At 43.3% G+C, this 24,909-nt stretch carries 23 protein-coding genes, 1 tRNA gene, 4 pseudogenes and 1 riboswitch; of the genes and pseudogenes, 12 read left to right on the top strand and 16 right to left on the bottom strand.

The genetic code is table 11. The features are described from left to right. Positions 1-19: 19 nt before the first annotated feature. The 5 genes and pseudogenes from JCM19037_RS08425 to JCM19037_RS22500 all read left to right on the top strand — a co-directional run bounded on the left by JCM19037_RS08425 (position 20) and on the right by JCM19037_RS22500 (position 3,455). Entirely contained in the window at positions 20-466 is a 447-nt protein-coding gene (locus JCM19037_RS08425; RefSeq protein ID WP_052363707.1) for a hypothetical protein, read from the top strand. Between the two features lie 79 nt (positions 467-545). After that, positions 546-620 (top strand) — tRNA-Ala (locus tag JCM19037_RS08420). A 91-nt stretch (positions 621-711) separates the two neighbouring features. Continuing rightward, positions 712-1,044 carry a tRNA-binding protein gene (locus tag JCM19037_RS08415; RefSeq protein ID WP_042399891.1) on the top strand — a complete coding sequence of 111 codons (333 nt, stop codon included), beginning with the start codon at positions 712-714 and terminating at the stop codon, positions 1,042-1,044. A 430-nt stretch (positions 1,045-1,474) separates the two neighbouring features. Further along, a pseudogene (locus JCM19037_RS29255) lies at positions 1,475-2,802 on the top strand (serine hydrolase domain-containing protein). After that, positions 2,787-3,455, top strand: a complete 669-nt coding sequence (locus tag JCM19037_RS22500; RefSeq protein WP_255357874.1) for a serine hydrolase — start codon at positions 2,787-2,789, stop codon at positions 3,453-3,455. Before JCM19037_RS29255 ends, JCM19037_RS22500 begins: the two are co-directional and overlap by 16 nt. A gap of 124 nt (positions 3,456-3,579) precedes the next feature. On the opposite strand, the gene JCM19037_RS08405 is transcribed toward JCM19037_RS22500, so the two are convergent. The 4 genes and pseudogenes from JCM19037_RS08405 to JCM19037_RS22495 all read right to left on the bottom strand — a co-directional run bounded on the left by JCM19037_RS08405 (position 3,580) and on the right by JCM19037_RS22495 (position 7,104). Then, positions 3,580-4,050: a superoxide dismutase family protein gene (locus JCM19037_RS08405; protein ID WP_042399888.1), complete on the bottom strand. Its 471-nt coding sequence runs from the start codon at positions 4,048-4,050 to the stop codon at positions 3,580-3,582. Positions 4,051-4,171: 121 nt separating this feature from the next. Further along, a pseudogene (locus JCM19037_RS08400) lies at positions 4,172-5,478 on the bottom strand (NCS2 family permease). Positions 5,479-5,560: 82 nt separating this feature from the next. After that, a riboswitch (purine riboswitch) is annotated at positions 5,561-5,662 on the bottom strand. Between the two features lie 107 nt (positions 5,663-5,769). Continuing rightward, positions 5,770-6,395, bottom strand: a pseudogene (locus tag JCM19037_RS08395) (DsbA family oxidoreductase). Between the two features lie 127 nt (positions 6,396-6,522). Then, positions 6,523-7,104: a GNAT family N-acetyltransferase gene (locus tag JCM19037_RS22495; protein ID WP_052363703.1), complete on the bottom strand. Its 582-nt coding sequence runs from the start codon at positions 7,102-7,104 to the stop codon at positions 6,523-6,525. A 229-nt stretch (positions 7,105-7,333) separates the two neighbouring features. Between JCM19037_RS22495 and JCM19037_RS08385 the strand changes: the two genes are divergently transcribed. The 3 genes from JCM19037_RS08385 (at position 7,334) to JCM19037_RS08375 (ending at position 8,920) form a co-directional block, all read left to right on the top strand. Beyond that, complete coding sequence (locus tag JCM19037_RS08385) at positions 7,334-7,636, top strand: hypothetical protein (protein ID WP_042399885.1); 303 nt, start codon at positions 7,334-7,336, stop codon at positions 7,634-7,636. Positions 7,637-7,865: 229 nt separating this feature from the next. Then, positions 7,866-8,636, top strand: coding sequence for a YncE family protein (locus tag JCM19037_RS08380; protein ID WP_042399882.1), 771 nt, complete (start codon positions 7,866-7,868; stop codon positions 8,634-8,636). Continuing rightward, a complete protein-coding gene (locus JCM19037_RS08375) occupies positions 8,621-8,920 on the top strand; it encodes a YncE family protein (protein ID WP_042399879.1) in 300 nt (99 codons plus the stop codon). Before JCM19037_RS08380 ends, JCM19037_RS08375 begins: the two co-directional genes overlap by 16 nt. A 305-nt stretch (positions 8,921-9,225) precedes the next feature. Here the strand turns inward: JCM19037_RS08375 and JCM19037_RS08370 are convergent, their stop codons facing one another. From JCM19037_RS08370 to JCM19037_RS08325, 10 genes and pseudogenes are all read right to left on the bottom strand, one after another. Next, positions 9,226-9,963, bottom strand: a complete 738-nt coding sequence (locus JCM19037_RS08370) for a tetratricopeptide repeat protein (protein WP_042399876.1) — start codon at positions 9,961-9,963, stop codon at positions 9,226-9,228. A 555-nt stretch (positions 9,964-10,518) separates the two neighbouring features. Beyond that, positions 10,519-10,956, bottom strand: coding sequence for an NUDIX domain-containing protein (locus tag JCM19037_RS08360; protein WP_042399870.1), 438 nt, complete (start codon positions 10,954-10,956; stop codon positions 10,519-10,521). A 292-nt stretch (positions 10,957-11,248) separates the two neighbouring features. Then, positions 11,249-11,965, bottom strand: a complete 717-nt coding sequence (locus JCM19037_RS08355; RefSeq protein ID WP_042399867.1) for a bifunctional 2-polyprenyl-6-hydroxyphenol methylase/3-demethylubiquinol 3-O-methyltransferase UbiG — start codon at positions 11,963-11,965, stop codon at positions 11,249-11,251. Beyond that, a pseudogene (locus JCM19037_RS27050) lies at positions 11,966-12,184 on the bottom strand (HAD hydrolase-like protein); the annotation flags it as partial. 15 nt (positions 12,185-12,199) lie between these two features. After that, a complete protein-coding gene (locus JCM19037_RS27045; RefSeq protein WP_238544619.1) occupies positions 12,200-12,511 on the bottom strand; it encodes a hypothetical protein in 312 nt (103 codons plus the stop codon). Positions 12,512-12,719: 208 nt separating this feature from the next. Beyond that, complete coding sequence (guaA, locus tag JCM19037_RS08345) at positions 12,720-14,261, bottom strand: glutamine-hydrolyzing GMP synthase (protein ID WP_042399866.1); 1,542 nt, start codon at positions 14,259-14,261, stop codon at positions 12,720-12,722. 79 nt (positions 14,262-14,340) lie between these two features. Next, the gene (locus JCM19037_RS08340; protein ID WP_238544621.1) at positions 14,341-15,201 is read right to left on the bottom strand and encodes a transglutaminase domain-containing protein; all 861 of its coding nucleotides are present in this window, start codon (positions 15,199-15,201) and stop codon (positions 14,341-14,343) included. 38 nt (positions 15,202-15,239) lie between these two features. Then, on the bottom strand, positions 15,240-16,520 hold the full coding sequence (locus JCM19037_RS08335) for a hypothetical protein (RefSeq protein ID WP_042399862.1): 1,281 nt from the start codon (positions 16,518-16,520) through the stop codon (positions 15,240-15,242). Between the two features lie 58 nt (positions 16,521-16,578). After that, a complete protein-coding gene (locus tag JCM19037_RS08330) occupies positions 16,579-17,721 on the bottom strand; it encodes a DUF58 domain-containing protein (RefSeq protein WP_042399859.1) in 1,143 nt (380 codons plus the stop codon). Positions 17,722-17,776: 55 nt separating this feature from the next. Then, the gene (locus JCM19037_RS08325) at positions 17,777-18,673 is read right to left on the bottom strand and encodes a MoxR family ATPase (RefSeq protein WP_152548998.1); all 897 of its coding nucleotides are present in this window, start codon (positions 18,671-18,673) and stop codon (positions 17,777-17,779) included. A 238-nt stretch (positions 18,674-18,911) separates the two neighbouring features. Between JCM19037_RS08325 and JCM19037_RS08320 the strand changes: the two genes are divergently transcribed. After that, entirely contained in the window at positions 18,912-19,370 is a 459-nt protein-coding gene (locus JCM19037_RS08320; RefSeq protein WP_052363702.1) for a GNAT family N-acetyltransferase, read from the top strand. Between the two features lie 70 nt (positions 19,371-19,440). On the opposite strand, the gene cyoE is transcribed toward JCM19037_RS08320, so the two are convergent. Beyond that, on the bottom strand, positions 19,441-20,403 hold the full coding sequence (gene cyoE / locus JCM19037_RS08315; RefSeq protein ID WP_081829156.1) for a heme o synthase: 963 nt from the start codon (positions 20,401-20,403) through the stop codon (positions 19,441-19,443). Positions 20,404-20,626: 223 nt separating this feature from the next. Between cyoE and JCM19037_RS08310 the strand changes: the two genes are divergently transcribed. Beyond that, positions 20,627-21,409, top strand: coding sequence for a hypothetical protein (locus JCM19037_RS08310; protein ID WP_042399857.1), 783 nt, complete (start codon positions 20,627-20,629; stop codon positions 21,407-21,409). Here JCM19037_RS08310 and JCM19037_RS08305 read toward each other — a convergent pair. Further along, positions 21,406-22,386, bottom strand: a complete 981-nt coding sequence (locus tag JCM19037_RS08305) for a zinc-binding alcohol dehydrogenase family protein (protein WP_042399854.1) — start codon at positions 22,384-22,386, stop codon at positions 21,406-21,408. The genes JCM19037_RS08310 and JCM19037_RS08305 overlap by 4 nt on opposite strands. 101 nt (positions 22,387-22,487) lie before the next feature. On the opposite strand from JCM19037_RS08305, the gene JCM19037_RS08300 reads away from it, so the two are divergent. Together JCM19037_RS08300 and JCM19037_RS08295 are read left to right on the top strand one after the other, a co-directional pair. After that, positions 22,488-23,309, top strand: coding sequence for a YitT family protein (locus tag JCM19037_RS08300; protein WP_238544618.1), 822 nt, complete (start codon positions 22,488-22,490; stop codon positions 23,307-23,309). Positions 23,310-23,454: 145 nt separating this feature from the next. Beyond that, positions 23,455-24,777: a Na+/H+ antiporter family protein gene (locus JCM19037_RS08295; protein WP_042399850.1), complete on the top strand. Its 1,323-nt coding sequence runs from the start codon at positions 23,455-23,457 to the stop codon at positions 24,775-24,777. Positions 24,778-24,909: the final 132 nt, after the last annotated feature.

The raw sequence follows: 24,909 nt of genomic DNA, 5'->3' as shown, positions 1-24,909 counted from the left end.
CCAATAAGGAGGAAACACCATGAATGAACAAACAATGTTAGACCGCGCAAACGAATTATTCACGAAGTATGAACAAGCTTTCAACGGGGCACTGAATGGCGAGATAGATATGCATCACTTTGCGTCATTTTATACAGATTCTTTCATCGCTGCCAACCCGAATGGGGTAATGACCGGGGATAACGATGAATCACTTCAAAAAAATATGAAACAAGGCTATGAATATTACCGATCAATCGGCACAAAAGCGATGCAATGCTTACACGTCAAACTGAACATCATTGATGCTCATCACGGGGTTGCTCACACCGAGTGGCAAGCGAGTTATGTTGTAAACGAAAAGACCATTCACGTTCCTTTCGTGCCAACTATTTGCTGCAATTTCAAGAAGGAGAACCGAAAATTTTCGGTTGGATTACCGGGGATGAATCGGAGTTGTTGCACAAGTACGGTGTTATTTGAGTGAAGAGACTCGCTATTTTTTGTACTCTCTTGACGAAAAATAGCGAGAGCTGTTATATTAATATAGGTTCATACATAAACGCGGGGCTGTAGTTCAGGGGGAGAACGCTTGTCTGGCAGACAAGAGGTCGAGGGTTCGAATCCCTCCAGCTCCACCATACATAGTGACTAACGCATCTTTTCGTACAAAACGAGAAGGTGCGTTTTTTATTTTACTAAGGTAGACTAGAGAAAAAGGAGTGGATGATTGTGGCTACCATTGATGACTTTCAAGTTTTAGACATTCGAATTGGAACAGTAAAAACCGCTGAGCCATTAGCAAAAGCAAAGGTTCCAGCCATTGCAATGAGCATCGATTTCGGTGACGAGATCGGTATCAAACATTCTAGCGCCCAAATAACAAATCGCTATGAACCTGAAGCGGTCATCGGAAAACAAGTGACCGCCGTCGTCAACTTTCCACCTCGAAAGATTGCTGGCTTCACCTCAGAAGTGCTTGTCCTCGGTGCCGTTCCAGGAAAAGGTGATGTCATTCTCTTATCTCCTGATGAACCTGTCGCCAATGGCACATCGATTAGCTAGCCATCTGTCAATAAACTGACTCAACCGAGTCAGTTTTCTTTTAACCTCAAGGTTCCATCAGGGCCGCATATAAATTTAAGACTTCACGAACGCTACAAAGTTGGGATCTGTTTCCAATTACGCGTGTTTGGAACTAGACGTCTATTGATTGGAAGCAAACGTGGGGAAAACGTTCATATGCGACTGAATCAACTTCCAATAGCGGTTCTTTGGAAACAGCTAGTCGATCTAACCGAACCACCCACTCAGCAACTACACGCTCACAAGTCACTCCCTCCACACCCCGAACCACCGATGGATGATCTGATTATCGTCCCGTATCCTCGGACCTGTTTTTCAAAAATATTCTTCCTGCTGATTGACGTTCAGAACATCCTGTGTGTAAATATTAAGAATAGTATTTACAATTTATGTGGAAAAGGGGAATTCGATGAAGCACCTACTCATATTATGTTCGATTTTGCTCATTGCTTTTGCTCCGCTCACAGCTGACGTTCAAGCGAACTCGGTCACAGTAGACACCGCGCAACAAACGACCGAACCAACAAAGGTATCTGACGTACAACTTCTCATTGAACATCTCAAACGTCACGACGGGTTCGTGGATGCACGCGTACATAATGATTTACAGCGTCAACTCGTCGTCATGCGCATGATGATTGACCCGAATGATACTGATGCACTCACCGAAGCGATGCTCGCTTTCAAAGATGACCTTTCGCTTTACCACGCTCAAAACCGGTTGAGTACGACCGCTTACGAGCTTCTCAGAAAAAAATCCGATCTCTATTTATTGCGTGATGAAACGCCGATTGCCACTTTTGATCAAGATTGGAACAACCGTGACACATCACACACACTCGCCTATCACCCACCCGAAGAAGCAGGCTTAACCACCTCATTTATCGATGAGATTGATTCGATCGTCGACGCTGGAATGACAACCGATCAACTATTCCCTGGTGCAGTCACTCTTGTAGGAAAAGACGGGAAGATTGTTCAACATGAAGCATACGGCGATGCTTATCGTTTTGACGCTGACGGAGAAGAGTTGCCTTCAGACGAAAAGATCTCGATGCAGACGGATACGATCTTTGATCTCGCTTCTTTAACGAAAACATTTACAGCGACAGCCGTCATGCAACTCGAGGAACGAGGCTGGTGTCGATTCATGACCCGGTAGCCAATTATCTTCCTCAGTTTGGGACTCATGGCAAAGAAGAGGTGACGATCAAGCAATTACTCACACATACATCTGGTGTACCCGCTTCCATTCAAACGAGCCAATACGATACGGTTGATGAAATGTGGGATGCGATCCTAGAAATTGAACTGATCAATACTCCTGGCACGACGATGGTTTATAGCGATGTAAGTATGCTCGTTCTCGGTAAACTTATTGAGGAAGTATCATCTGAACCACTTGATGCGTATATTCATGAGCATATTACAAAGCCCCTTGGCATGAACGAGACGATGTTCAATCCTCCAGAAGAGCTACTCGGGCAAATTGCTCCGACTGAATACACCGACGAGCGCGGCCTTGTATGGGGCATTGTGCATGACGAAAAAGCAGATGATCTCGGTGGTGCAACTGGTCACGCCGGGCTATTCAGCACCGCCTATGATTTGGCGATTTTTCTACAAATGCTTTTAAATGGCGGAACGTATGATGATGAGCAAATCTTACAGCCAGAAACGGTGGAGCGGATGATGCGAAATGAAATCATCCGTGAAACCACATCGGTCAAAGTCTAGGCTGGAACGTTGATCGAGGTTGGTTCATGGGTGGGTTATCTTCCCCATCTGCGGTCGGCCATACCGGGTTCACCGGTACAACATTTGTCGTGGATCCGATTACAGACAGTTTCGTCATCTTTCTTTCCAACAGAGTTCACCCGACGAGAGATGAAGGGTCAATCAATACCGTCCGTCATGACGTCGCACAACAAGCGGCTCGTGCAATACCCGTATCTGCACCAAGCGGTGAACCGGCATGGTATTCTGGGTACACTAGAAACGCGAGCCATACCCTCTCCTTTTCCATCGATGCGACAGATCATGATGCCATAACGTTTGATACGTGGTTTCATATTGCCAATGACATTGAACGTGACTACGGAATCGTCGAAGTATCCGATGATGACGGAGAAACGTGGCAACCATTGTCAGGCTCGGTCAACCGAGACGACACACAAAACACCATTCACCGCGAATGGGTAGGATCAAACAAATGGGAATGGGTATCCGCAAACTTTCCAATTGCCGATTACTCAGGAACGATCGACGTCCGCTTTCGTTATGAAACGAGCGAATCAAACGGCAGAGGTTGGTACATCGATCAAATAAGTGCTGATGAAAATGTGATTACAGATTTTGATGCGAATGGCTGGGTGTTGACAGATCATTAAGCAGCTTAAGAGCTTGCCCGCATATGAAAAGATATGCGGGCATTTTGTCGGAAGTAGATTTGAAATGAGCAGATAAGTTATAGGGGATTAATGCCCCCTCGCTCCTAAGCAACGCATATCACAGTCACCCTTCAACCGTGCCACACGCTATTCGAGCACCTGATCTTTCTAAAACGAGGGAAGAACCTGCTGGCAGCACAGGATTATTTATCGAACCCTCTATTAGACTAGCGTGTTCTGCGACGATCGAATCGCTGTACCGGCCATCGTTGTCGGTACGGATGTTCGGCAATTCCCCTGCCACTGACGATGATTCATGGTCGGGGTTCCAATACGCACCTGCGGATTGAAACTCCGGTGCATCGCATGCTGCATACTCATGAAAATGAAATTCGTAATTTGTGTTTGGGCGTAAACCCGACACACTTACGTGCACACGCACGCCTGCGTCATCAGGTTCCAAATAGACAAGCCCCATCGGAATACCATCCCGGTCAACGAGTTGTGAAGTGACCGGGTCACTTGCCTCCACCGGAACCGTTGATTGAATTACTACCGCAGCAATCATTGCTAAACGCCATACTACTTTCTTCAATTAAAACACCTTCTCTTCTACTGAACTGCTCCCATTTTTCCCAAACAAAGCCATTCCCATCCACACAAAAAACACTGCACAGCGTCACGGGGACACGGTGCAGTGCTTATCGTCATCCATGCTATAAGAAGAACAGATATCCGACAAAGATGAAGAACAACGCATACATAATCGGGTGAACATTTTTTCCTTTTCCAGCAAGAACCATTGTAATTGGATAGAACATAAAGCCTAGTGCAATTCCGCTAGCGATGCTATACGTTAGTGGCATACCAACAACGACGAGAAATGCAGGGATCGCAACTTCAATTCGGTCCCATTCAATAAGTCTCAGTGACGATGCCATTAGTACGCCGACAATGATGAGGGCTGCGGCTGTAACATGGGACGTGACGACTTCAAGAAGCGGTGAGAAGAACAGAGCCACTAAGAAAAACCCTGCCGTCACAATGGCGGTAAAACCGGTTCGCCCCCCTGCAGCGACACCGGCTGAAGACTCAACGTACGCTGTCGTCGTTGACGTACCGAGAATCGCACCGATAGACGTTGCAGAAGCATCAGACAGTAACGCTCGTCCGGCGTTTGGAAGCTTGTTATCTTTAACGAATCCCGCTTGTTGGGCAACGGCATAAAGCGTCCCCGCTGTATCAAAGAAATCAACGAATAAAAACGTAATTACGACAATCGATAATTGCAAAATCATTTCCGTTGTCCACTGCACTTCTCCTAAATGCGTAAACGCTGCCCCAAAAGTCGGAGCGAGACTTGGAATGCTACTAATAATTCCAGTCGGCGGTTGAATTAAGCCAAATAGTATACCCGCAATCGCTGTAGCGACCATTCCATAGAACACACCGCCACGCAGCTTCAACACCATGAAGCATGCTGTAATGACAACCCCGAACATCGCAAGCAATGTGTACGGGTTTGATAAATCTCCGAGGCTAACGAGCGTTGCCTCATCCAATACGATAATATCCGCATTTTGTAGACCGATAAACGCGATGAACAAACCGATACCTGCACCCGCAGCATATTTCATTTCTGAAGGGATGGCGTTAATAATCACTTCACGAATCTTAAAGAGCGTAATAATAAGAAAAATAATTCCCGATAAAAAGACGCCAAACAAAGCAATTTGCCAATCAATCCCCATGCCTAGTACAACGGTATAGGCGAAGAACGCATTCAATCCCATTCCTGGAGCCAATGCGATCGGATACTTGCCCATAGCCCCATAATAAATGAACCAATCGCTGCAGCAATGGCGGTTGCAACAAACACTGCATTGGCGTCCATGCCCGCATCACCGAGGATAAGAGGATTCACAGCCAATATATAAGCCATCGCCAAAAATGTCGTAAAACCTGCGAGCGTCTCTCGCTTATAACTCGTTCCATGCTCTGCAAAATTAAAATAATTCTTCAACGGACTGTTCCCCCTTAAGAAAACCCATAAAAAAAGTCGTTGCCCCCATTGGCAATACGACCGAAAATGACTTGCACAAGTAGTGCAGACATATACCGATCATAGTCAAGACATTTACGGTGTCTTGGTAGAGACTTACAAGCCATATTCTTGTGGTTATATGAGGTATCTTGTATTCTTTTGTACAATATTATTCTACCAACGTTCCATATCGCTTGTCAACGAAATCCGAACAATATCATTCGATAAAGACAATATGTTCGTAAATAGAAAAAGCAGCCGGATGGCTGCTTAACACGTTTCATCTGAACAAGCGTCCCCTTGCTTCACAACATTTAGAGGACTTGGCTGCTCTTCTGCCTTCACTTTGTTTAACACTTCCAAAAAGGCCTCAGGAGGTTGAGCGCCTGAAACGGCATACTTTCTATTAAAAACAAAGAACGGAACCCCTTGAACGCCAAGCTCCGCCCCTTCGCGAATATCTTGCTGCACAGCTTCTTTGTATGCGCCGCTCGCCAATATATTTTGGACAGCTTCTTTTTTCAACCCAACTTCTTCCGCTAACCGAACAAGCTCTTGTTCTTCGCCAATATGTTTTCCTTCAATAAAGTACGCATGCAATAGCTTTTCGGTCAGTTCATTCATCTTCCGTGTTCTTTTGCATAATGTGTCAAGCGGTGAGCCGCTTCAGTATTCGTTGATTGGACGAGATCTAACCGATAATCCAATCCGACTTCTTCCGCTTGTGCAGCTACTTGTTGCTGCATCGCTTCCATCTCTTCAACAGACTTGCCATATTTTTTCGCGAGCTTCTCATTCATCGATTCAACGGAATGTTTCGGAGCATCTGGTTCAAGCTGAAAGCTCTTGAATGTCACATTCACATCGTTTTTCCCTTCAAAATCCTCCAAAGCCATTTCGAACTTTCGTTTCCCTATATAACAAAACGGACAAGCAATGTCCGACCAAACTTCTACGTTCATCGTTAACGCCTCCTTCTCGTAACAGCGTAATGCATTTTTTCTTGAAGCACAAAACCTTTGCTCATGTTGCTCGCTTCATATACTGCCTTTCTGAATAGCCTAATGTTTTTTGCACGTGCTTATTTTCTTTAACGGCGTGGTATTTATGAAAACCAAGGTCCGTGTATACCGAAATCGCCGCATCATTCGTATCCACGACTTCGAGTACATATTCCATATTGTTTACGTCCTGCATTAGAACATTCATTAACGCATGGGCCACCCCTTTTCTACGATGTTCAGGGTGCGTGGCAACGTCCTCGATATAACATTGGTCATCGGCTAATCGTATCGGTTTTCGGTTCATCGAGATCCAACAGAGGTATCCTTTCCATATCCCAAATGAGCGAATCGCATGTCGCAGTGATATGACTTGCGAATAAGCTTTTGACGTTGAATAGACAGCCAATCCGATGACTTTGTCATTTTCTATCGCCACATACATTTGCTCTCGTCTAAATGTCGGGGCAATCGCTTTGATTAATTGTTCATCCGTTCGATTCAGAAACGCCAAATCACGATGAAAAGAAATGACCAAAACCGCTACGGCCTCTTGTAGAAAGCGTTGATTCAATTTGTCCAGCCGCTCAATAAAATACGCCATACCCCTCACCCCTTCATCGCCAACGCATTGCGCCCATCCCTTATCGTTTACGAACATACCGCTCTCCGATAAACAGTTCCATGTTCTTCCATTATACCCATTCGAATACGCATATGTACATTTCCATTGGAATCGTAGAGGTTGATATCACCCATTAGCGATCGCTTATATATTTCCATTGCTCGCTTAAATCAATCCGATTATAATGAAGAAAAGAGGAGGTTGACGGATGGATAAAAACAATGACTTTCAACAACTTTTTGACTTGATGACTGACACAAGAACAACGATGATCACTCAATTTGATCTTATGCATAAGAAATTTGAGGAAATAGACAAAAGATTCGACCGTGTGGAAGAGCGCTTAGGCCGAATTGAAAACGAACAAACCGCTCTTACGAAACGTGTTGGAAATGTAGAAGTTGCCCAACTCGACATGAACGCCCGTATGCTCCACGTAGAAGAGAGTAACGACAACGTTGCTGTCGCTCTTCAAGCCATTTCAAAAGTATTGAAGCAAACGGTGAAATGATCTAATTAAATACGTTATTCCCTTTTAACAACGTAAAAGCCTTGCTCGTAAACGGCTTTTATTTCTATTAGAACCCATTGACAATTATGTCGACAAACATCATCGTTTATCCCCCCTCTTTATACGCTACACCCACGGACAAGCGTCATCAAAAATGACCTTGCCTACTGATAAACAACTATGCATTACCGCGCCTTTCTTCATACCTTAATCGTAAAGGAGTGAAGAAATGAGAAAAAGAATTACGATTAATAACAACCTGATTAACGGACCTGGGAATGTTCCACCTACACAGCCAACCTCTCCTACGACTCCGACATCACCGACCCAACCTACACAACCGACTCCTCCAGTCCCACCACTTGAAAATATCTTATTTATTGGTCGAAACGGCGGAATAACTGTATATGATGTGGCAAGAAATCAAGTAATAACAGAAATTGAGAGTACCGGCACACCAAATGATATTTTCATCAATCAACCAATGAATGTCCTATATGCAACATCCCAGCAAGGATTAAGTGTCATTGACCTTTCAACGTATCAGTTAATTGCTCAAACCCCTGTACCGATGAGTGGCATCTTTAATGAGATTGGCTATAATCCAGACAACAACACGGTTTATGTAGGTGCAGATTTTCGAGTATTTGGGTTTGATGCTAGTAACAATTACGAATTAATTGCGACGATTGACGTCCCTAGAACTGGTGGGACATCAGGAAGGTTTGCGCTAAATCCTTCCACAAGTCTAGGCTATCTACCTGTTAGTCCTTTCAATATGTATGTGTTGGATTTATTAAATAACTCATGGGCAAGTACTATAAACACCGCACCCAACTATGCCGGTTCTGTCGCTACAAACGCCGCTACGAATTTTATTTATAATACAAACAGCTCAACATCAGTCTGCCAAACGTGCTTACCGTTATTGACGGAAACACAAACACCGTCGTTACAACAATTCCTCTTGAAGAGCCTGGGAATTTGTCTTCAGACTTAAGTGTTGACGAGATTAATAACAGAATTTATGTTACAAATCTAAACACGGGCAACTCATCCAATGTGCTCGCTTATGTTATTGACGCAAACACGAACACTTTGCTCGGCACAATCAATTTGGATCGAAACGTAAATACGAGATCGGTTTCCATAAACGCCGATGCTAGGCGTGCATACCTCTCTGACCTCGAAAGTGATAGTATTTATGTCATTGACACCGTGACGAATAATGTTATTCAAGAACTTCCGTTCCGAGCTTTCGCGCTTGCATCATACACGCCATAATCAATAGAAAAAGCGCGCGAAGCGGAAATTGACCGAAGAAACGAAATGTTCATCCGTCAGAACCCGCCGTTTGCGCGCTTTACGTTTAGCATATTTATTCTTTTTTCAACTCTTGTTCCTCATCAAACTCCACAACGAATCGGCTTTCACCTTGTTTCCAAGTGTATAACGACATGACCTTATTATTCTATATCACCTTTATCATGAGGAGCAACGTAGTCTCCACTATTCACCTATGTGATTGTACCAAAATCATTGACGGTAAAAATTAATATCACGAACGTTAATTCAATAAATTATTTTTTTCATATGTTAACTATTCCCATATAAGTTTGTTCAATACTAGTGTTCTTAGAGATTTCCATGAACTTCAATGCCTGATCGTATGCTTTCTTATCGTTGAATCGATTGGATACTTCTTCAGTCACCTCTCCTTTTTGAAAATACAAGTTATTCTGATCAAAGACTTCTATTCCTTTATCAACAAGATCAATGTTAATGTCTTCAAATGCATATAGTCCTCTTGTCACCATACATCTGCCTATATATTCATTCAAATCACAAGATCGGAATTCTTGCTCGACTTCATTCAGTAGTAACAAACCTTTTTCTATATCCCCAAGTTTTAAATAGATGTTCGCTAAATTGTATTTCGTCTTTTCACCTACGATTGTTTGACTTTGGTTACCCGTATGAAGTGCATCATAAAACGAGTGTTTAGCCACCTCGTAGAAACCTTGCCTATATTCGTGCAACCCTCGATTTCTCAATACTAAAGAGTTCATATAAGGATAGGGAGCACTAAGTTCTAATGTGTGTTCAAACAATTGGCTCGCTTTATGAAATGATTTCGCCTCTGATTGTATACACGCCATTAAAACTAAGCAGTTCGTCCGTCTTCTTTGATGGTTATCACTTGTTTTAAAAATCTCGTACGCTTCGTTAATATAGTTCATTGCAATGATATTTTGGTCTATTCGGTACAGACTCGCTCCAAACCTATAGTAAAATTCAGCTTGCTCATAACGATTCACCTTATTCAAAGACTTCTCTGCTACTCGATAATGCTTTAGTGAAATTCCATAATTTTCTTGATTAAAGTGTATAACCCCCCCATATAATGGTATAGGTACTCCAGTACACGATCCGTTTCTGTAATTGCATAAATACTTTTTAATTCTTTTTGCTTTACTGGTTGATGAATAATCTCACCAGTAGTAACCTTATGTCTAAAATCGACTAAATGAAAATAGTCTTTTACTTGCTTAGAAGTTTCCTTACTACTCAACAGGTCGCAAACTTCAACTCGTTTATCTGCTGCACCACGGAGATCAAAATGTTATAGTAAGCGAAACCATTCACCAATTTCCTTAATAATAGATTGGTCATTCGTCACTACATACACAACCTTTCAAGGTAAAGAATATCATTTAAAATCATATTTGCGATAATTACACATTAAATTTTCTTATAATTAAATATATTCCATTTAGAATAAACGGAATGCGACATAATATGACAAACTTTTCATCAGTTTACGAGCATCATCCTTTTATGAATACTACAAGGTTTGTTCCTTATTAATTTCTTCATGACAGCTATATATTGTAAAGATGGTCAAGGTACTCTCCTAACTCACCACCTAGTTTAATCTTTTGATTTTCTTCAATATCGATCCATCTGTAATGGTATAGCCAACCGTTATCAATGCCGTCGCTTTCCACGACGACAGAGAATTCATCAGGACAATCTTCTGTTATATTGAGTAAATAATAGTGTCTCGTAATCATTGCCTGTTTCGTTGCTAAATAATACTTATGAGAGCCTAAATATTCATTAATTTCAACCGCTTTTAATTTAGACTCTTCATCAATCTCACGCAGTAGGCACTGCTCCAACGTTTCATCGTCTTCTAACGTTCCTCCTGGAACTTGAATTCCGTATGACTCTACACCTTCTTCAATCATCGTTAGTAATTGAAACTTGTTCTTTTTATTCCTCGTAATATAAGCTGTTGTTTTCGTTACTGTTTTCATTTTTACCACCTCTACTTTCCAATGCTCCCTGAAATAATCAACGACAGGGGCAGTTATGAATAAAACGTCAGTGAGCTAAATTTATGTATACCCTTTATTAGATCTGACGTAGTGGGGGTTATCTAATGAACAAGAAAGTAAAAAGTACAAAAACGGTGAGCTTGTTTGCTTCGTTATTGATGGTTTTTTAGATGTAATCTCTATGGTAACACCTGAGTTTGTGAAAATGTTGATGACCAAATTCATTATTCCTACTAGTACAAATTATGGTCGATTAGCTAGAATCTTAGCCCTACTTTATGCTGTGAAAAACAAACGCTTTCGTTTCCACTCCTGCTGCTTTCCAGTCAAAGTCACCATAAACTTGCACCTGTGCGAAACCAGCATGCTCTAACGAATGCGTAATCTCTTCCTCCGTGCGAAATAGTAATTGCATTTTTTCATGCACAAGAATTTCATCTGTTTTTGCATGTTTAACCGTTTCATAGAACGTATACACACCGTCAACAAAACCATCGTACGCTGTCCATATTTCAAGCGGGTCCCCTGTAGCCTCATCTACTGCCCGGTCAGGGGTTTGGTCTTGTTCCCATACTTCCCATGTTTTTGCGCTCGGGTTACGCGTATCAAAGAGAAAATGTCCACCTGGTTTTAAAGAGCGGTACACGTCGGCAAGCGTTTGTTGCCAGCTTTTATCCGTCAAAAAGACCTGCGCTACATTTGCCGTCATGATGACAACGTCAAACATCTCTGATGGTAGCGTGGCGCTATCTCCAATCATCCAGCTTATTTCGGCGGCATGTTCTTTCTCCTTCGCTAAAGCAATCGCTTCAGCATTCGGATCAATTGCGGTTACATCGTAGCCAGCTCTTGCTAGATGAATTGTAAACCGTCCTGTGCCACAGCCTACATCGGCTACATTCTTCGGCTGTACCTTTTTCAATAACTGTAAAAAGAATTCATCGTCTTTTCCCCACTGATTAATTTGATCATATACGAGTGGAATCATCTACTTAGCACCTTTTCCCTTCTTTAGTATCCAATCTACGGCATCAAGCAAGTGCTCTTCATAATAGTCAGCCTCTGTCTCTAGCCAAGTGTGACGATAATCACTTTTTGATCGCTCGCCCCAACCTGTCGCCACTAATACCTTGTAAGCCGCCACTTTATGTGCAGCTAACATATCCGTTGAACCTACATCTCCGATAATAACGGTCTTTTTAAGATCTAAATAATATTTTTCTTAAGCCTCTAAAAGCAAGCCAATCTCAGGTTTATGACATCCGCACCGTTCAGTTGGATTATGAGGACAAATAAACGAATCATTAAAGCCCAGCTCGTCGAATTCCATTCGAAAGTCCGCTACTGTTGCCTCGCCCTTACTAATCCGGTGCTGATTCGTTAGAGCAAATAGCTTCACACCGTGATCTTTTAGCTTTTTTAGTGTTTTCCGGGTGAATGGATACGGTGAAAAATCATTTGGGTGGATAAAATGACCCGTTTCACCCATTGTCCCGTCTCGATTAATGAACACAACTTGTATATCTTGGAACATACATCCTCCTCTAATACAATCACATCAGTTCTCCTACAAAAATAAGTATACACATTAAGCTGTAAGTTGTAGAGTCATAATTTTTTGATTCATAATAAAACGAAATTAGCCGCTATTTAATAAATTCCAATGTGTGTCACAACTGTTCCATGAAGAATAAAAAAGCCCTAAAAGCTCGGTTTTACCAAGGTTTTTAGGGCATCCATTGCTATTCCCACTCAATCGTCGCGGGTGGCTTACTCGTAATGTCGTACACGACGCGGTTGACGTGTGCGACTTCGTTTACGATTCGTGTTGAGATTTCTTGGAGCACGTCGTGTGGAATTCTTGCCCAGTCTGACGTCATGCCGTCGATCGATGTGACAGCACGTACACCTACGGTATAGTCATACGTTCTGGAATCTCCCATGACGCCAACACTTCGCATGCCTGGAAGTGCGGTGAAGAATTGCCAAATCTCTTTGTCGAGTCCGTGGGATTGAAGCACGTCGTGCAAGACGGCGTCGGATTCCCGAACGATCTCTAATTTTTCTTCGGTAATTTCACCGAGGACACGAATACCGAGGCCAGGTCCAGGGAAAGGTTGTCTCCATACGAAGCTTTCTGGCAAGCCGAGCTCGGTTCCAAGTATGCGAACTTCATCTTTGAATAACGTGTTCAGTGGCTCGATTAAATCGAGGCGCATGTCTTCAGGCAACCCGCCAACGTTATGGTGTGATTTGATCGTTTCTGCTGTTGCTGTACCGCTCTCAATCACATCGGTGTACAATGTGCCTTGGGCAAGAAAGTCCATGTTTTCGAGCTTAGATGCTTCTTCTTCGAACAAGTAAATGAATTCGTTGCCGATAATCTTACGCTTTTGTTCAGGGTCGCTGACGCCTTCGAGCTTTCCGAGAAAACGATCAGCGGCGTCAATTCGTCTCACATGAATATCAAATTTGCCTTCGAACATTTCCATAACAAGGTCACCTTCGTTTTTGCGAAGCAAACCGTGGTCAATGAACATACACGTAAGCTGGTCGCCGATGGCACGATGGACGAGCATCGCCGTCACTGATGAGTCAACACCACCGCTGAGCGCACAGAGCACTTTGCGATCGCCAACGGCTTCGCGAATCTTCTCGACTTCCATGTCGATAAAGTTTTCCATCGACCATTCGCCACTTGCGTTACACACTTCGTACACAAAGTTTTTCAGAAGCGCGTCGCCGTGCTCGGAATGGCGAACTTCTGGGTGATATTGCACACCGTAAAGTTGCTCGGCTTCGTTGCTCATCGCCGCAACGGGACATGATGGGCTCGTTGCATCCACGATGAAATTCTCAGGTGGGGCAACAATTTTATCGCCGTGACTCATCCATACGAGTTGCTCACTCGGCAACGCTTTGAATACTTTTGATTCGTTCTCAACTTGAATCATCGCTTTTCCATATTCACGATGATTGGCCGCTTCTACCTTGCCCCCAAAATGATGGGTCATGAGTTGCATCCCGTAGCAAATGCCGAGGATCGGCACGCCTAAATCATAAATCTTCGGGTCGCACGTCGGTGCTCCTTCTACATAGGCACTGTTTGGGCCACCGGAGAAGATAATGCCTTTTAAGTCCAATTGCTGAAGCTCTTCAGCCGTCACTTCGTTTGAATAGAGCTCACTGTACACCCCAAGATCACGGATTCGCCGTGTGATGAGTTGATTGTATTGACCGCCAAAATCTAAAACAGCGATCGTTTCATTCATTTCCTTATTCATTTGCTCGCACCTCGTGAATGTTTTATCTGCCGTTCGTGTTAAAATCCGAGATTAATTTTATCAATATACGATAGAATGGTCAACGCAACGACGAACTGCTCTTGTGAATATAATCAAACAATTTCTGGATATGACCATCTGTCTTTTCGGGAAGAACCGGATCTTTAGCTCCGTAATACAAGTCATGATACACATTCGTTAACACGCTCATTTGCTCATCTTGAAAACGAAAATCAATTCTCGACGCATACTCTGATAGTGTTTCATGTTTCGCTCGTGTTAATCCAATAAACTTCAAATACCACAACACAGATTCATACGCTTGCAAAAAGTCCCCTTTTGACTGAACTGACCGGTGTTTTCGTTTCATCCATGCATAAATGAGTTTTTTCCGTAAGAAAAACAGCGTTGCTGCGATGGTCACGACGACTCCGAGTAGAACAACGACTAAACCCGTCGGGAATGACGAATCACCGCTTACAGCCGCTGCGCCTTCCTCCTCTTCCTCAAGCCCAGCGTTTTCTTGTTGCTCATCTAATAGAGGATCATAATCGTCCATCGGGTCCACGTCTTCGGTATCCCCAATCTCGATGTCCGTGTACACGTGTGATGATTCATTATCAAAACCAGGTGTCGGTTCAAATGGCACCCATCCGACGTCTGGGAAGTACACTTCCACCCACGAGTGGGCATTGGAATTGGATACCTCATACACGCTCTGGTTGTCTTCTGTGCCAGAAAGCTCACCAGACGTAAACCCTTTGACCCAGCGACTTGGAATGTCTTGAGAACGCAGCATCACAACCATCGCGGTAGAGAAGTTATCACAATAACCAATTTGGCTGTCGAATAAAAACTGATCGACATAATCTTGTCCTTCTTCAGGAATTGGCACGTTCTCAATTTCATAGTCGTATTCAAGGCGCAAATGCGTCTCAATGGCTTTTACAGCGTCATATCGATTTTCACTCTCAGATGTTAGATCATCGGCAAGTTCACGAACCGGTCTGGAAGCTCGTTTGGCAATTGCAAATACCGGGACACAATCGATTCCGGGTCATCACTGTCGTCTAATGGCGTGTATTCCATCCGTTCTATCGAGAAGTCAGCATCGTTATACTCAATTTCCATGCCTGCTTCTTCATTGTAACCCGACCCCATTTCAATTCTTCCGCTCACCGAATCTACATAATAATTCATGAGGTTGTCATTTGAACGAGCTTCTAAAAACTCTCCTTGCGTAAAAATCATATCATTGGCGCTAAACATAGGTGTATACGTCACATGCGCCGATTGCTCTTCTACTTCTGTGTCATTTCCATAAAGCTGCACGTTGCCTCTCTCTTCAATCGCTTCACTATGTTGTTCTGTTACCCAACCATGTCCGGTATACACATGTTTGGACTCACCACGCCAATACCCAGGGTTATCAACGGATGCATACATGACGGGTGTATCATCCATTTCAAAACCTCCGCCGAGACGATCGTCATGATCCCCATAACCAATCCTGCGGTTGCCTGTATCATAATCCGTACCAAAACCGCCTGCAGCTTGAATGAAAGGGACTGGATTTGGCCATTGCGGCGCCAACTTTGGCGCTGAGACAGCTGCAGTCGTTGCAATGCTAACGACGACTAACGTGACGATCGACCAACGCCACCAATGCCTCATGGAAATGTTCATATACGTTAATGATAACCGTGACATCTTTAGATGTGCAACGAGCACAAACCCAATGATGAACAGTCTGAGCATTGCCCATGAGCCGTCATAAAGCGTAAATGTATCAAGAACAGCAACATAAATAACTGAACATATAAAGAAAAACATCATTCGCCTGACGTAGACAACCCAATAAAACGTGAGAAAGCTCATGAGTGCTAAAAGAATCATAAACAAAAAGGAGCGGTACATTTCGTTCAGAGCATACAAATCACCTGTAAAGATGAGCAGCGTTTGCTCAAACGTCATCGATAAGAACGTTTGCCACCACGAAATTCCTAAAAACACATCTTGAAAGAAAATCGTATGCATACTATACAAGATTGCACCTGTGACAAACAAAAGCCGGAGTAAGAAATGCATTGAAATTGCATTGACAACAAAAAGAAATGCCGTTAACAACAAGAATACGTGCACGTATCCGGTATCCGTAAAATAAGGCAATGGAAATAACCACTCAGCCAATAAAATGTATGTGAGCAGATACAAAAATACGTGTTGAGGGTTTTGAAAAAAAGATGTCCCACTTTTCATCAGCTGCTCCTCCTTCTCGACACTCGACGTACATCGGTTTGATGAGTGAGCGGCATTTCTATTGTCGGAATACGCATCTGTTTGAATTGGATCGGCGCTGCTTCGTGATTTCCGTAAAAACAATCACATGCTGCCCCAATTGTTTTAGCTTGCGAACATCCGCAACGGCACCGTCATGAAGGGTAGGGGTCACATAAATCACCGTGTTTAGAAATTGGAAACCTTTTTGAATGGGCGCGCGTTTCATACCTGCTGTTGGAGTGATTTTGACAAGGATATTCATGACGTGTCGTAAATGCGCATGATCTTGCCCTTTCTTCGTCGTATAAGAAGTTTCACCTACAGCAGCGAAATTCATTAGAATCCCATGTTCAAAACTATGATCGACCAGCCCTGCTGTCCATTCAATCGCCGACTCAAATGCACCATTGTCTTCCGACCTCGTATCAAACATGACCGTATACCCTCGACTCTCTTCACGGTCAAAAGCCTTTGTTGCTAACTTGTTCTGGCGGGCGGTGACTTTCCAGTCAATACTTGACAAGCGGTCACCGGCTACATATTCACGCACGTTGGAAAAATCCATCGTCTCATCATAACTTGATTTTGCCTGTCCACCGCCTTCAAGTTTCGCCAAGTGGTGTGGTTGCATCTTCCTTTGCAAAAACGAATCGGGGAGCGTGGCAAGGTTCGGGTATACACCAAGCTCATTCGTCACTTTTTTTATCGCTTTTCGGCGAAAGAATCCAATCATATCCCCTGTCTCAAGTGTGAAGTGATCGAACGGGTACAATCCACGTTTAACACCTTTGACCACATAACTGTATGTCTTCTCTTTGGCAAACAACATAAAAAAGAATGCACCAGGGTGACTTTCAATTCGCACCCCTTTTGGCACTTCATCCATGACGCCTAAATAAAGGAGAGGGAATGGGCCTGTTTTCTTTACGGTCACTTCAACCGTCGTATGATCCCCGTTCTTAAGTTGCTGGTCACGAATCGTACGGCTCACTTGCACAAACTTGAGTGGCGTGACGGTCGAGAGCATGCCAAGAACGACGATGGTTACCACACTATAAAATAAAAACCAACTAATAAATCCACCTTGAAACATGGCATAGCTGTATAACACGGCAATCATAATGACCGTGAACAACAGTCGGAACACGAGACCGAAAAAGTTCCCGTATTTGAACTTCATCGTACGCTATCTTTCCAGGTTGCTGGCACGTTTACACGCTTTAACACGCGTTCAATCAGGCAGTATCTTCCCCTTGTACACCCAATACATCGGTCTGAAGTACCAACCGGTGACCGAGTACGAATGGTGAAAGGTATTTCACATCATCAGGAAGCACATATTCTCTACCATTCACATAAGCATACGCTTGACTCGCACGCATGAGCGCAATTGAACCACGCGGGCTGACGCCAAGCTCGACACCTTCAAGATCTCTCGTTTCCCTAACAATGGCGACGATGTACTGCTTCACCGAATCATCGACATATACGCCGGTGACTTCTTGTTGTAATTGTTCAATTTCATCTACTGAAATGACCGATTGCAAATGCGAAAACGGATGAGTATTCTCTGTTCGGTCCAGCATATCCAGTTCTTCCATTTGATTTGGGTATCCCATCTGAATACGGAATAAAAAGCGATCCAGTTGTGCTTCGGGCAACGGATACGTCCCTCCGTGCTCAATTGGATTCTGCGTAGCCATGACAAAGAAAGGCTCAGGCAGTTGATGGGTTTGACCGTCGACGGTAACCATGCCTTCTTCAAGTGCTTCAAGCAACGCTGATTGTGTTTTTGGTGAGGAGCGATTGATCTCATCAGCCAACACAATATTCCCCATAATCGGTCCAGGGCGGAATTCAAATTCTTGCGTGCGTTGATTATATATTGATACACCCGTGACGTCGGATGGAAGTAAGTCCGGGGTAAACTGAATTCGTTTAAAATCGGCACTTGTTGCTTTAGCTACTGAACGAACGAGCATCGTCTTTCCAACACCAGGAACATCTTCAATAAGTACATGACCACGTGCTAAAAGTGCAGTAAGCGTTAGTGTGATGACTTCACGTTTTCCGACTACGACATGTTCAACAGCTTCTATAATTTCTTGTAATTGAGTTCTCGGTTGATTCAAAGAAATTCCTCCTCAACATTCTCCATCTCCGTAACTTTCATCATAACATTAATTAATTCCTTCAATGATCATTTTTTTCTGTAATTTCTCCCATTTTTTTCAGTGATTCAATCGTCGCCTATTTGCTAAACGAAACATACGGTATACGAAAAGGCAATCGTATAGATGGCCAACCTATGCTACAATGATGTGAATTGATCGATTGTTCGGAAAAATCCCATGAAGGGAGAGGCTCTCATTGCAAATTCGATTCGTGAATACGAGTGAACCGGGCATCGCAGAAGAAATCTTAACGGTTCAGTGCCCCGCATATGAAGAAGAGGCAAAAGTGATTGGATTCGACGGCATTCCTTATCTAAAAGATACCGTTCATTCGATTCAATCAAGTACGGAAACTTTTCTCGGTTGTTTTGAAGATGATACGCTAGTTGGGTTTATCGCTTTTGAAACTGACGTCAACAAGGCTCAAATTACGAGGCTATGCGTGCTCCCGGCTTACTTCAGAAAAGGGGTCGCAACACGTCTCGTTAACCATTTACTCACCCATTCCATCCCTGAAACGCCTATACACGTTCATACTGGAAGCTTGAATACACCTGCTCTTCATTTATATCGGCAATTTGGCTTTGTTCATGACCATTTAGTGGAAGCACAATCGGGCGTATGGTTGCAATGCCTTACTAGAGGATCACCGTAAGGACAATTCATTGCAATAAACAAGCTGCCATAAAAGATGATGCTCTTTTATGGCAGCTTGTTATTTTTCATTAAAATACCGTTGCAACAATGCAATACAAGATAATCGTTGCAAATAAAATACTCATATGGTTTAGAGAGTAAATAAACATGGATTTCGCCCATTTTTGGGGATCCATCCGCCGATACCCGATCACACTAAGCAACAACCAGCCGACTCCTAAGAGGAGTGCAACGAGCACAATTCCTAAACTGAGCGGCATAAACAAAAAGCTGGCAAAAATAAGTGCAACTAAGTATACGTTCGTTTGCACGTATGTGCGTCTCAATCCTTTAACAACGGGTAGCATTGGCACTTTAGCGGCTTTGTATTCATCATGCTTACGAATGGCAATCGCGTAAAAGTGTGGCATTTGCCATAAGAGCATTACGACAAATAGTCCAAGTACACCCGCGCTAAGCATATCCGTTGAAATGGCTGCCCAACCGATAAGCGGAGGCATTGCTCCTGAAATACTTCCAATTTCAGTGTTATAAATCGACCGTCTCTTTGACCACATCGTGTAAGGGATAACATATAGAAATAGACCCATAAACCCGAATAATGCTGCGAGTGGTGATGCAAAGAATAAAGCGAGTAGCCCTAAAAGAGCGATTGTCGTTCCAAATATAAGTGCAGTACGTACAGGCATGACTCCCGTCACTGTAGGACGGTTCTTTGTACGTTCCATGATGCTATCAATATCTCGATCATATACATTGTTAAACGTGCCGGCAGCACCGATAATAAATGCTGAACCAATCGTTGCGAGCACAATTTCTGGGATCATTTGCAATGGACTTACTTGGTTGGCATATAAAGCTAGTGCTATACCCGCAAACATCGCAATCAGATTTGATTTAACAATCCCTGTTTTAACTGTCTCAGCGATGACTTTTGAAATGCTTTGACGTGGAACCGATAGGGAGGCAGATGCGGTTGAGGTCGTCGTTGCCTTATCCATTGTTTTGTCCACTTTTACATTACTTCTCATTGTCCCCCTCTTTCCTCTGACGCCGATGATATCTCTATATAGTCTACCATGATTCGCACAAAAAAACCGCAAATCCACAAATAAGCGTGTGAACAATATGTGGATGCGGCAAACGAGTCCAAATTTCTCATTATAGTGTACCCTCTCACTAGAAATTCTACAACAACGTTTTCTAAAGTAAAGTACAATGATAGGAAACAGAACCTTGAAAGGAGCGAGACTTTTGCTCGTAACTTCAAAGCTCAGTAAAAAAATGGAAGCTGTTGAAGCGTATACGCTTCAACAGCGCCTGCAGTCATATATGGAACAGCCAGGTAACCCGATGGGTGTAGAAATGGGGGTGTTTGAAGGCGCAAAGGCTTTCATCGTAAAGAAAATCCCAGGCCCTTCCCTCAATACTGTACGACTTCTAAGCCCAAGTCACTTGCCATTATTACCTGAAATAATTGACTTTTACAAACAGCACAATCTCACGCCCACGTTTGACATCGCTCCTACGACAAACATTGAACCGTTGCTACGTGGTTTGTCAGAATATGGATTTTGTCAAGCAGGGTTCCATGTTTGCCTTTTTAAGCCGATCAATCCCGACACGAGCATTTCCGACAATGAGTTGTCGACACAATTAACCGGTAACGATTCATCGTATTTCGGGAAGCTGTATGCCGGTGCATTCGCCATGCCTTCATCCTTTTCAGAAACGATTGGAATCAATAACGAGCAATTAATGAACGATCCGAATTGGTTTTATTATCATCGGGACGATAGTTTTGGCGTTCTCCACATCGCTGGTGATTTGGCCAACCTTACCGGAGCAGGTACACTACCTAAAGAGCGTTGTAAGGGGCATCATCAAAAATTGATTCACACGAGGATCGTAAAAAGCGCTCAGGCAGGTTGTTCACTTGCCATTGCCCAAGCGTCTTTTCAGAGTCAAAGCATGTCAAACTTAATGAAGACAGGGTTTCTGATTGGATATATGCGTGCAATTTGGCGAAAGCGTTAAAAAGACTCGACGACAATTTTGCCAATCACACGCCCGCTTTTCAGTTTCTCATGAGCATGTGTTAAATTCTGAGCATTAATCGGTGAGTATACGTCTTGAACCGTTGATTTTAGCACACCTTCGTCGAAAAGCCGCGCAGCTTCTGTTAATAATTCATGCTGTGCAATTTGGTCATCGGTTTCATACATTGAGCGAGTAAACATGAACTCATAACTAAACGTAATGCTTTTTGTTTTCAGTAGTGAAAGGTCCAAAGGCTCTTCAGCGACAATGCTGCAAATGTTTCCTTGCGGCGCACAGGCCGCTGTAATGATTTCCCAGTAGTCAGATAGATGAGTGCAACACAAGACATACGTATACAAACCTTGTCCATCAGCTAATATGTCTCCATGATCGATCACGTGATCTGCACCTAATGTGTGCACCCATTTTTTCGTTTCTTTACGCGACGCTGTCGCCGTAACGCTAAGACCAGCCCACTTCGCAATCTGAATCGCCATTGAGCCTACGCCTCCGGCTGCCCCGACAATTAGCAACCTTTTCCCTGCGTTTTCTTCTCGTTGTTTCTTAACACCCATTCGATCAAATAAAGCTTCCCGAGCAGTAATTGTCGTTAAAGGCACTGCAGCTGACTCGGAAAAAGATAACGACCGTGGTTTCTTCGCCACAATACGCTCATCCACGAGATGGTACTCACTATTCGTGCCAAGCTTTGTGACATCACCCGCATAGTACACTTCATCGCCTTCTTGAAATTGTTTGACCCCATCACCGACTCGTTCAACGACACCTGCCGCATCATAACCAAGAATTCGTGGCTCTTCAAACTGACCAACACCAGCCGTAAATTGTTTCGTGTCAACGGGGTTCACGGATACCGCTTTGATTTTTACGAGCAATTGACGCTCCGCAGGTTCAGGTTGTTGAACGGTAACATCTTCCAAGTTTCCATCATGATAAAATCCGACTGCTTTCATGATACACACTCCTCTCTTGATCTTATTATCCATAATAAAGAAATGTACGAATATTGTCACAGTGGAAGTGTTATGATGATCATGATTAATGGAGGTGAAGAATGGTGAATACGATTAAAGATTTTCTCGTGATGGCGATGGGCACCTTATTATTTGCCATGTCCATCACACTATTATCAATGCCAAATCAACTTGCTGAAGGAGGAGTTGCTGGACTTTCATTACTACTCTATTATGGCCTCAATTTATCACCCGCACTCGTAACATTCATCGTAAATGGCATTCTTCTAGCCATCGGTTATCGGTTTCTTCCACGACGTATGGTGATGTTATCGCTCATGAACATCCCACTACTTTCCTTGTTTATCTTTCTCACAGAAGGCCTAGGATCTCCAATTAACGATCCGCTACTTGCTGCAATCTTTGCAGGGATCTTAACAGGTGCTGGATTCGGGCTTATTTTCCGAGCACGTAGCTCCATGGGTGGTACATCGATTATTGCTAGAATGCTGAATTTTCGTTTCGGTTTCGATCTTACAGCTACGAACTTTATTCTAGACCTCATGATCGTCCTGAGCGGAGTTTTTATTATTGGACCTGTGTATACGATGTACACCATCATTGCGCTATTTATCGGAAAGAAAGCGGCTGATTTTGTTTTAGAAGGAGTCAATACGAGACGGGCAGTGAATATTGTCTCTAACAAAGCACCTGAAATTGCTGAAGAAGTTGTTCAAAAAATGACAGCAAGTGCTACCGTTTTTAAAGGGCACGGCATTTATACACAACAAGAGCGAAATGTAATGTACATTATCGTACCGACTCCTCAACTGTTCTATCTAAAAAGATCGTTGAAAAAATTGACGCTAACGCATTCATCGTCGTCCATCACGTTCGTGAAGTGTCTGGCGGCACATACGTGAAACGAAAAAGAATACAGAAACGAATTAATTCAAACTATTCTGTCTGATGAAAGCATACACGGTTGACAGTCTTGCTATGAAATGATAGATTACATTTTAGTTCATTAGTGATTTATCGAGCTAAAGTAATCAAAGGGTGATTCTCATGAATGCTGTTATTATTGCTGTTTTACTTATGATTATTCTAAGCCTTATGCGTGTACATGTAGTCATTGCCCTCATTATAGGTGCTTTGGCTGGTGGGCTCTTCGGCGGCCTCGGCATGGAAGGAACGATTGCTACCTTCAGCGAAGGCCTCGGAGAAAATGCCGAAATTGCACTTAGTTATGCTGTTCTTGGTGCCTTCGCAGTGGCGCTCACTAGAACGGGACTGCCACAGTTGCTCGTTGATGGGGCTGTTCGTCTCATTGGCAGAAAAGGAGAATCGCGGTCAAAAACTTTGCCGAAAGTGCTCATTCTTTTCGTCATCTTTTTAATCTCTTGTATGTCACAAAATGTTATTCCCATTCATATTGCTTTTATTCCGATCCTCATTCCGCCAATTTTACAAGTGTTAAATGAGCTTCTAATTGACCGCCGAGCGGTTGCGTCAATTATGACGTTTGGTCTAAAGGCGCCATACATGCTCTTACCGTTTGGATTCGGGGCACTATTCCATAATATTGTTCTTGAAAACATGGAATTGAACGGAATGGACCCTGCCGGCTCATCGATGTCGTTGGCAATGTTGTTACCTACAGCTGGAATGTTCCTTGGACTACTCGTTGCTGTTTTTATTACGTATCGTAAGCAACGAACGTATAAAAACGTACCGATCGAGAGTGATAACACAAACAAACCGGTGTCTTACACGGTATACTCCATCATTTTTGCGATTCTCGCTGTCATTGCAACAGTTATTGTTCAAATCATTTACGGGTCCATGATTTTTGCAGGTCTTGCCGGACTCATTATTCTTGTGTTTAGCAGAAACGTTCGTTTTAAAGAATCGGACGCACTTCTAACCGATGGTATGAAAATGATGGCGTTTATTGCTTTTGTTATGATTGCCGCTGCTGGATTTGCTGAAGTGATTCGAGAAACGGGGCATGTGGAACAGATCGTCGATGCTTCCACAGCTTGGATGGGAGACAGCCAAGGGCTAGCTGCCATCGTCATGATTCTAGTCGGGCTTCTGATCACGATGGGGATTGGTTCTTCTTTTGCGACCGTACCGATTATCGCTGCTTTGTTCGTACCGATTTGTGCAGCGATGGGCTTTAGTCCCCTTGCAACGATTGCATTAATCGGAACAGCTGGTGCTATTGGTGATGCAGGTGCACCGGCATCAGACAGTACATTAGGGCCTACTGCGGGTCTTAATGCGGATGGCCAGCACAACCACATTTGGGATACGTGTGTACCGACATTTTTACACTTTAACATACCCCTTGTCATTTTCGGTTGGCTCGCGGCTGTCATTTTATAGAGCGTATAAAGGCTGTTCCTAATCGTCGGTTGACCGGCTTTTAAGAACAGCCTTTTTGTATTGAAAGGAAATTGTCTGAGCGAACATTGACGGTTTGTGATTCCTTTTGAATCTGAAAATGTTTTGCGTTAG

The sequence above is a fragment of the Geomicrobium sp. JCM 19037 genome (genome assembly GCF_000698105.1).
In the GTDB taxonomy this organism is placed as follows: Bacteria; Bacillota; Bacilli; order Bacillales; family Marinococcaceae; genus Geomicrobium_A.
The sequence above is the reverse complement of the archived record's forward strand: the minus strand, read 5'-3'. Positions and strand labels throughout refer to the sequence as shown.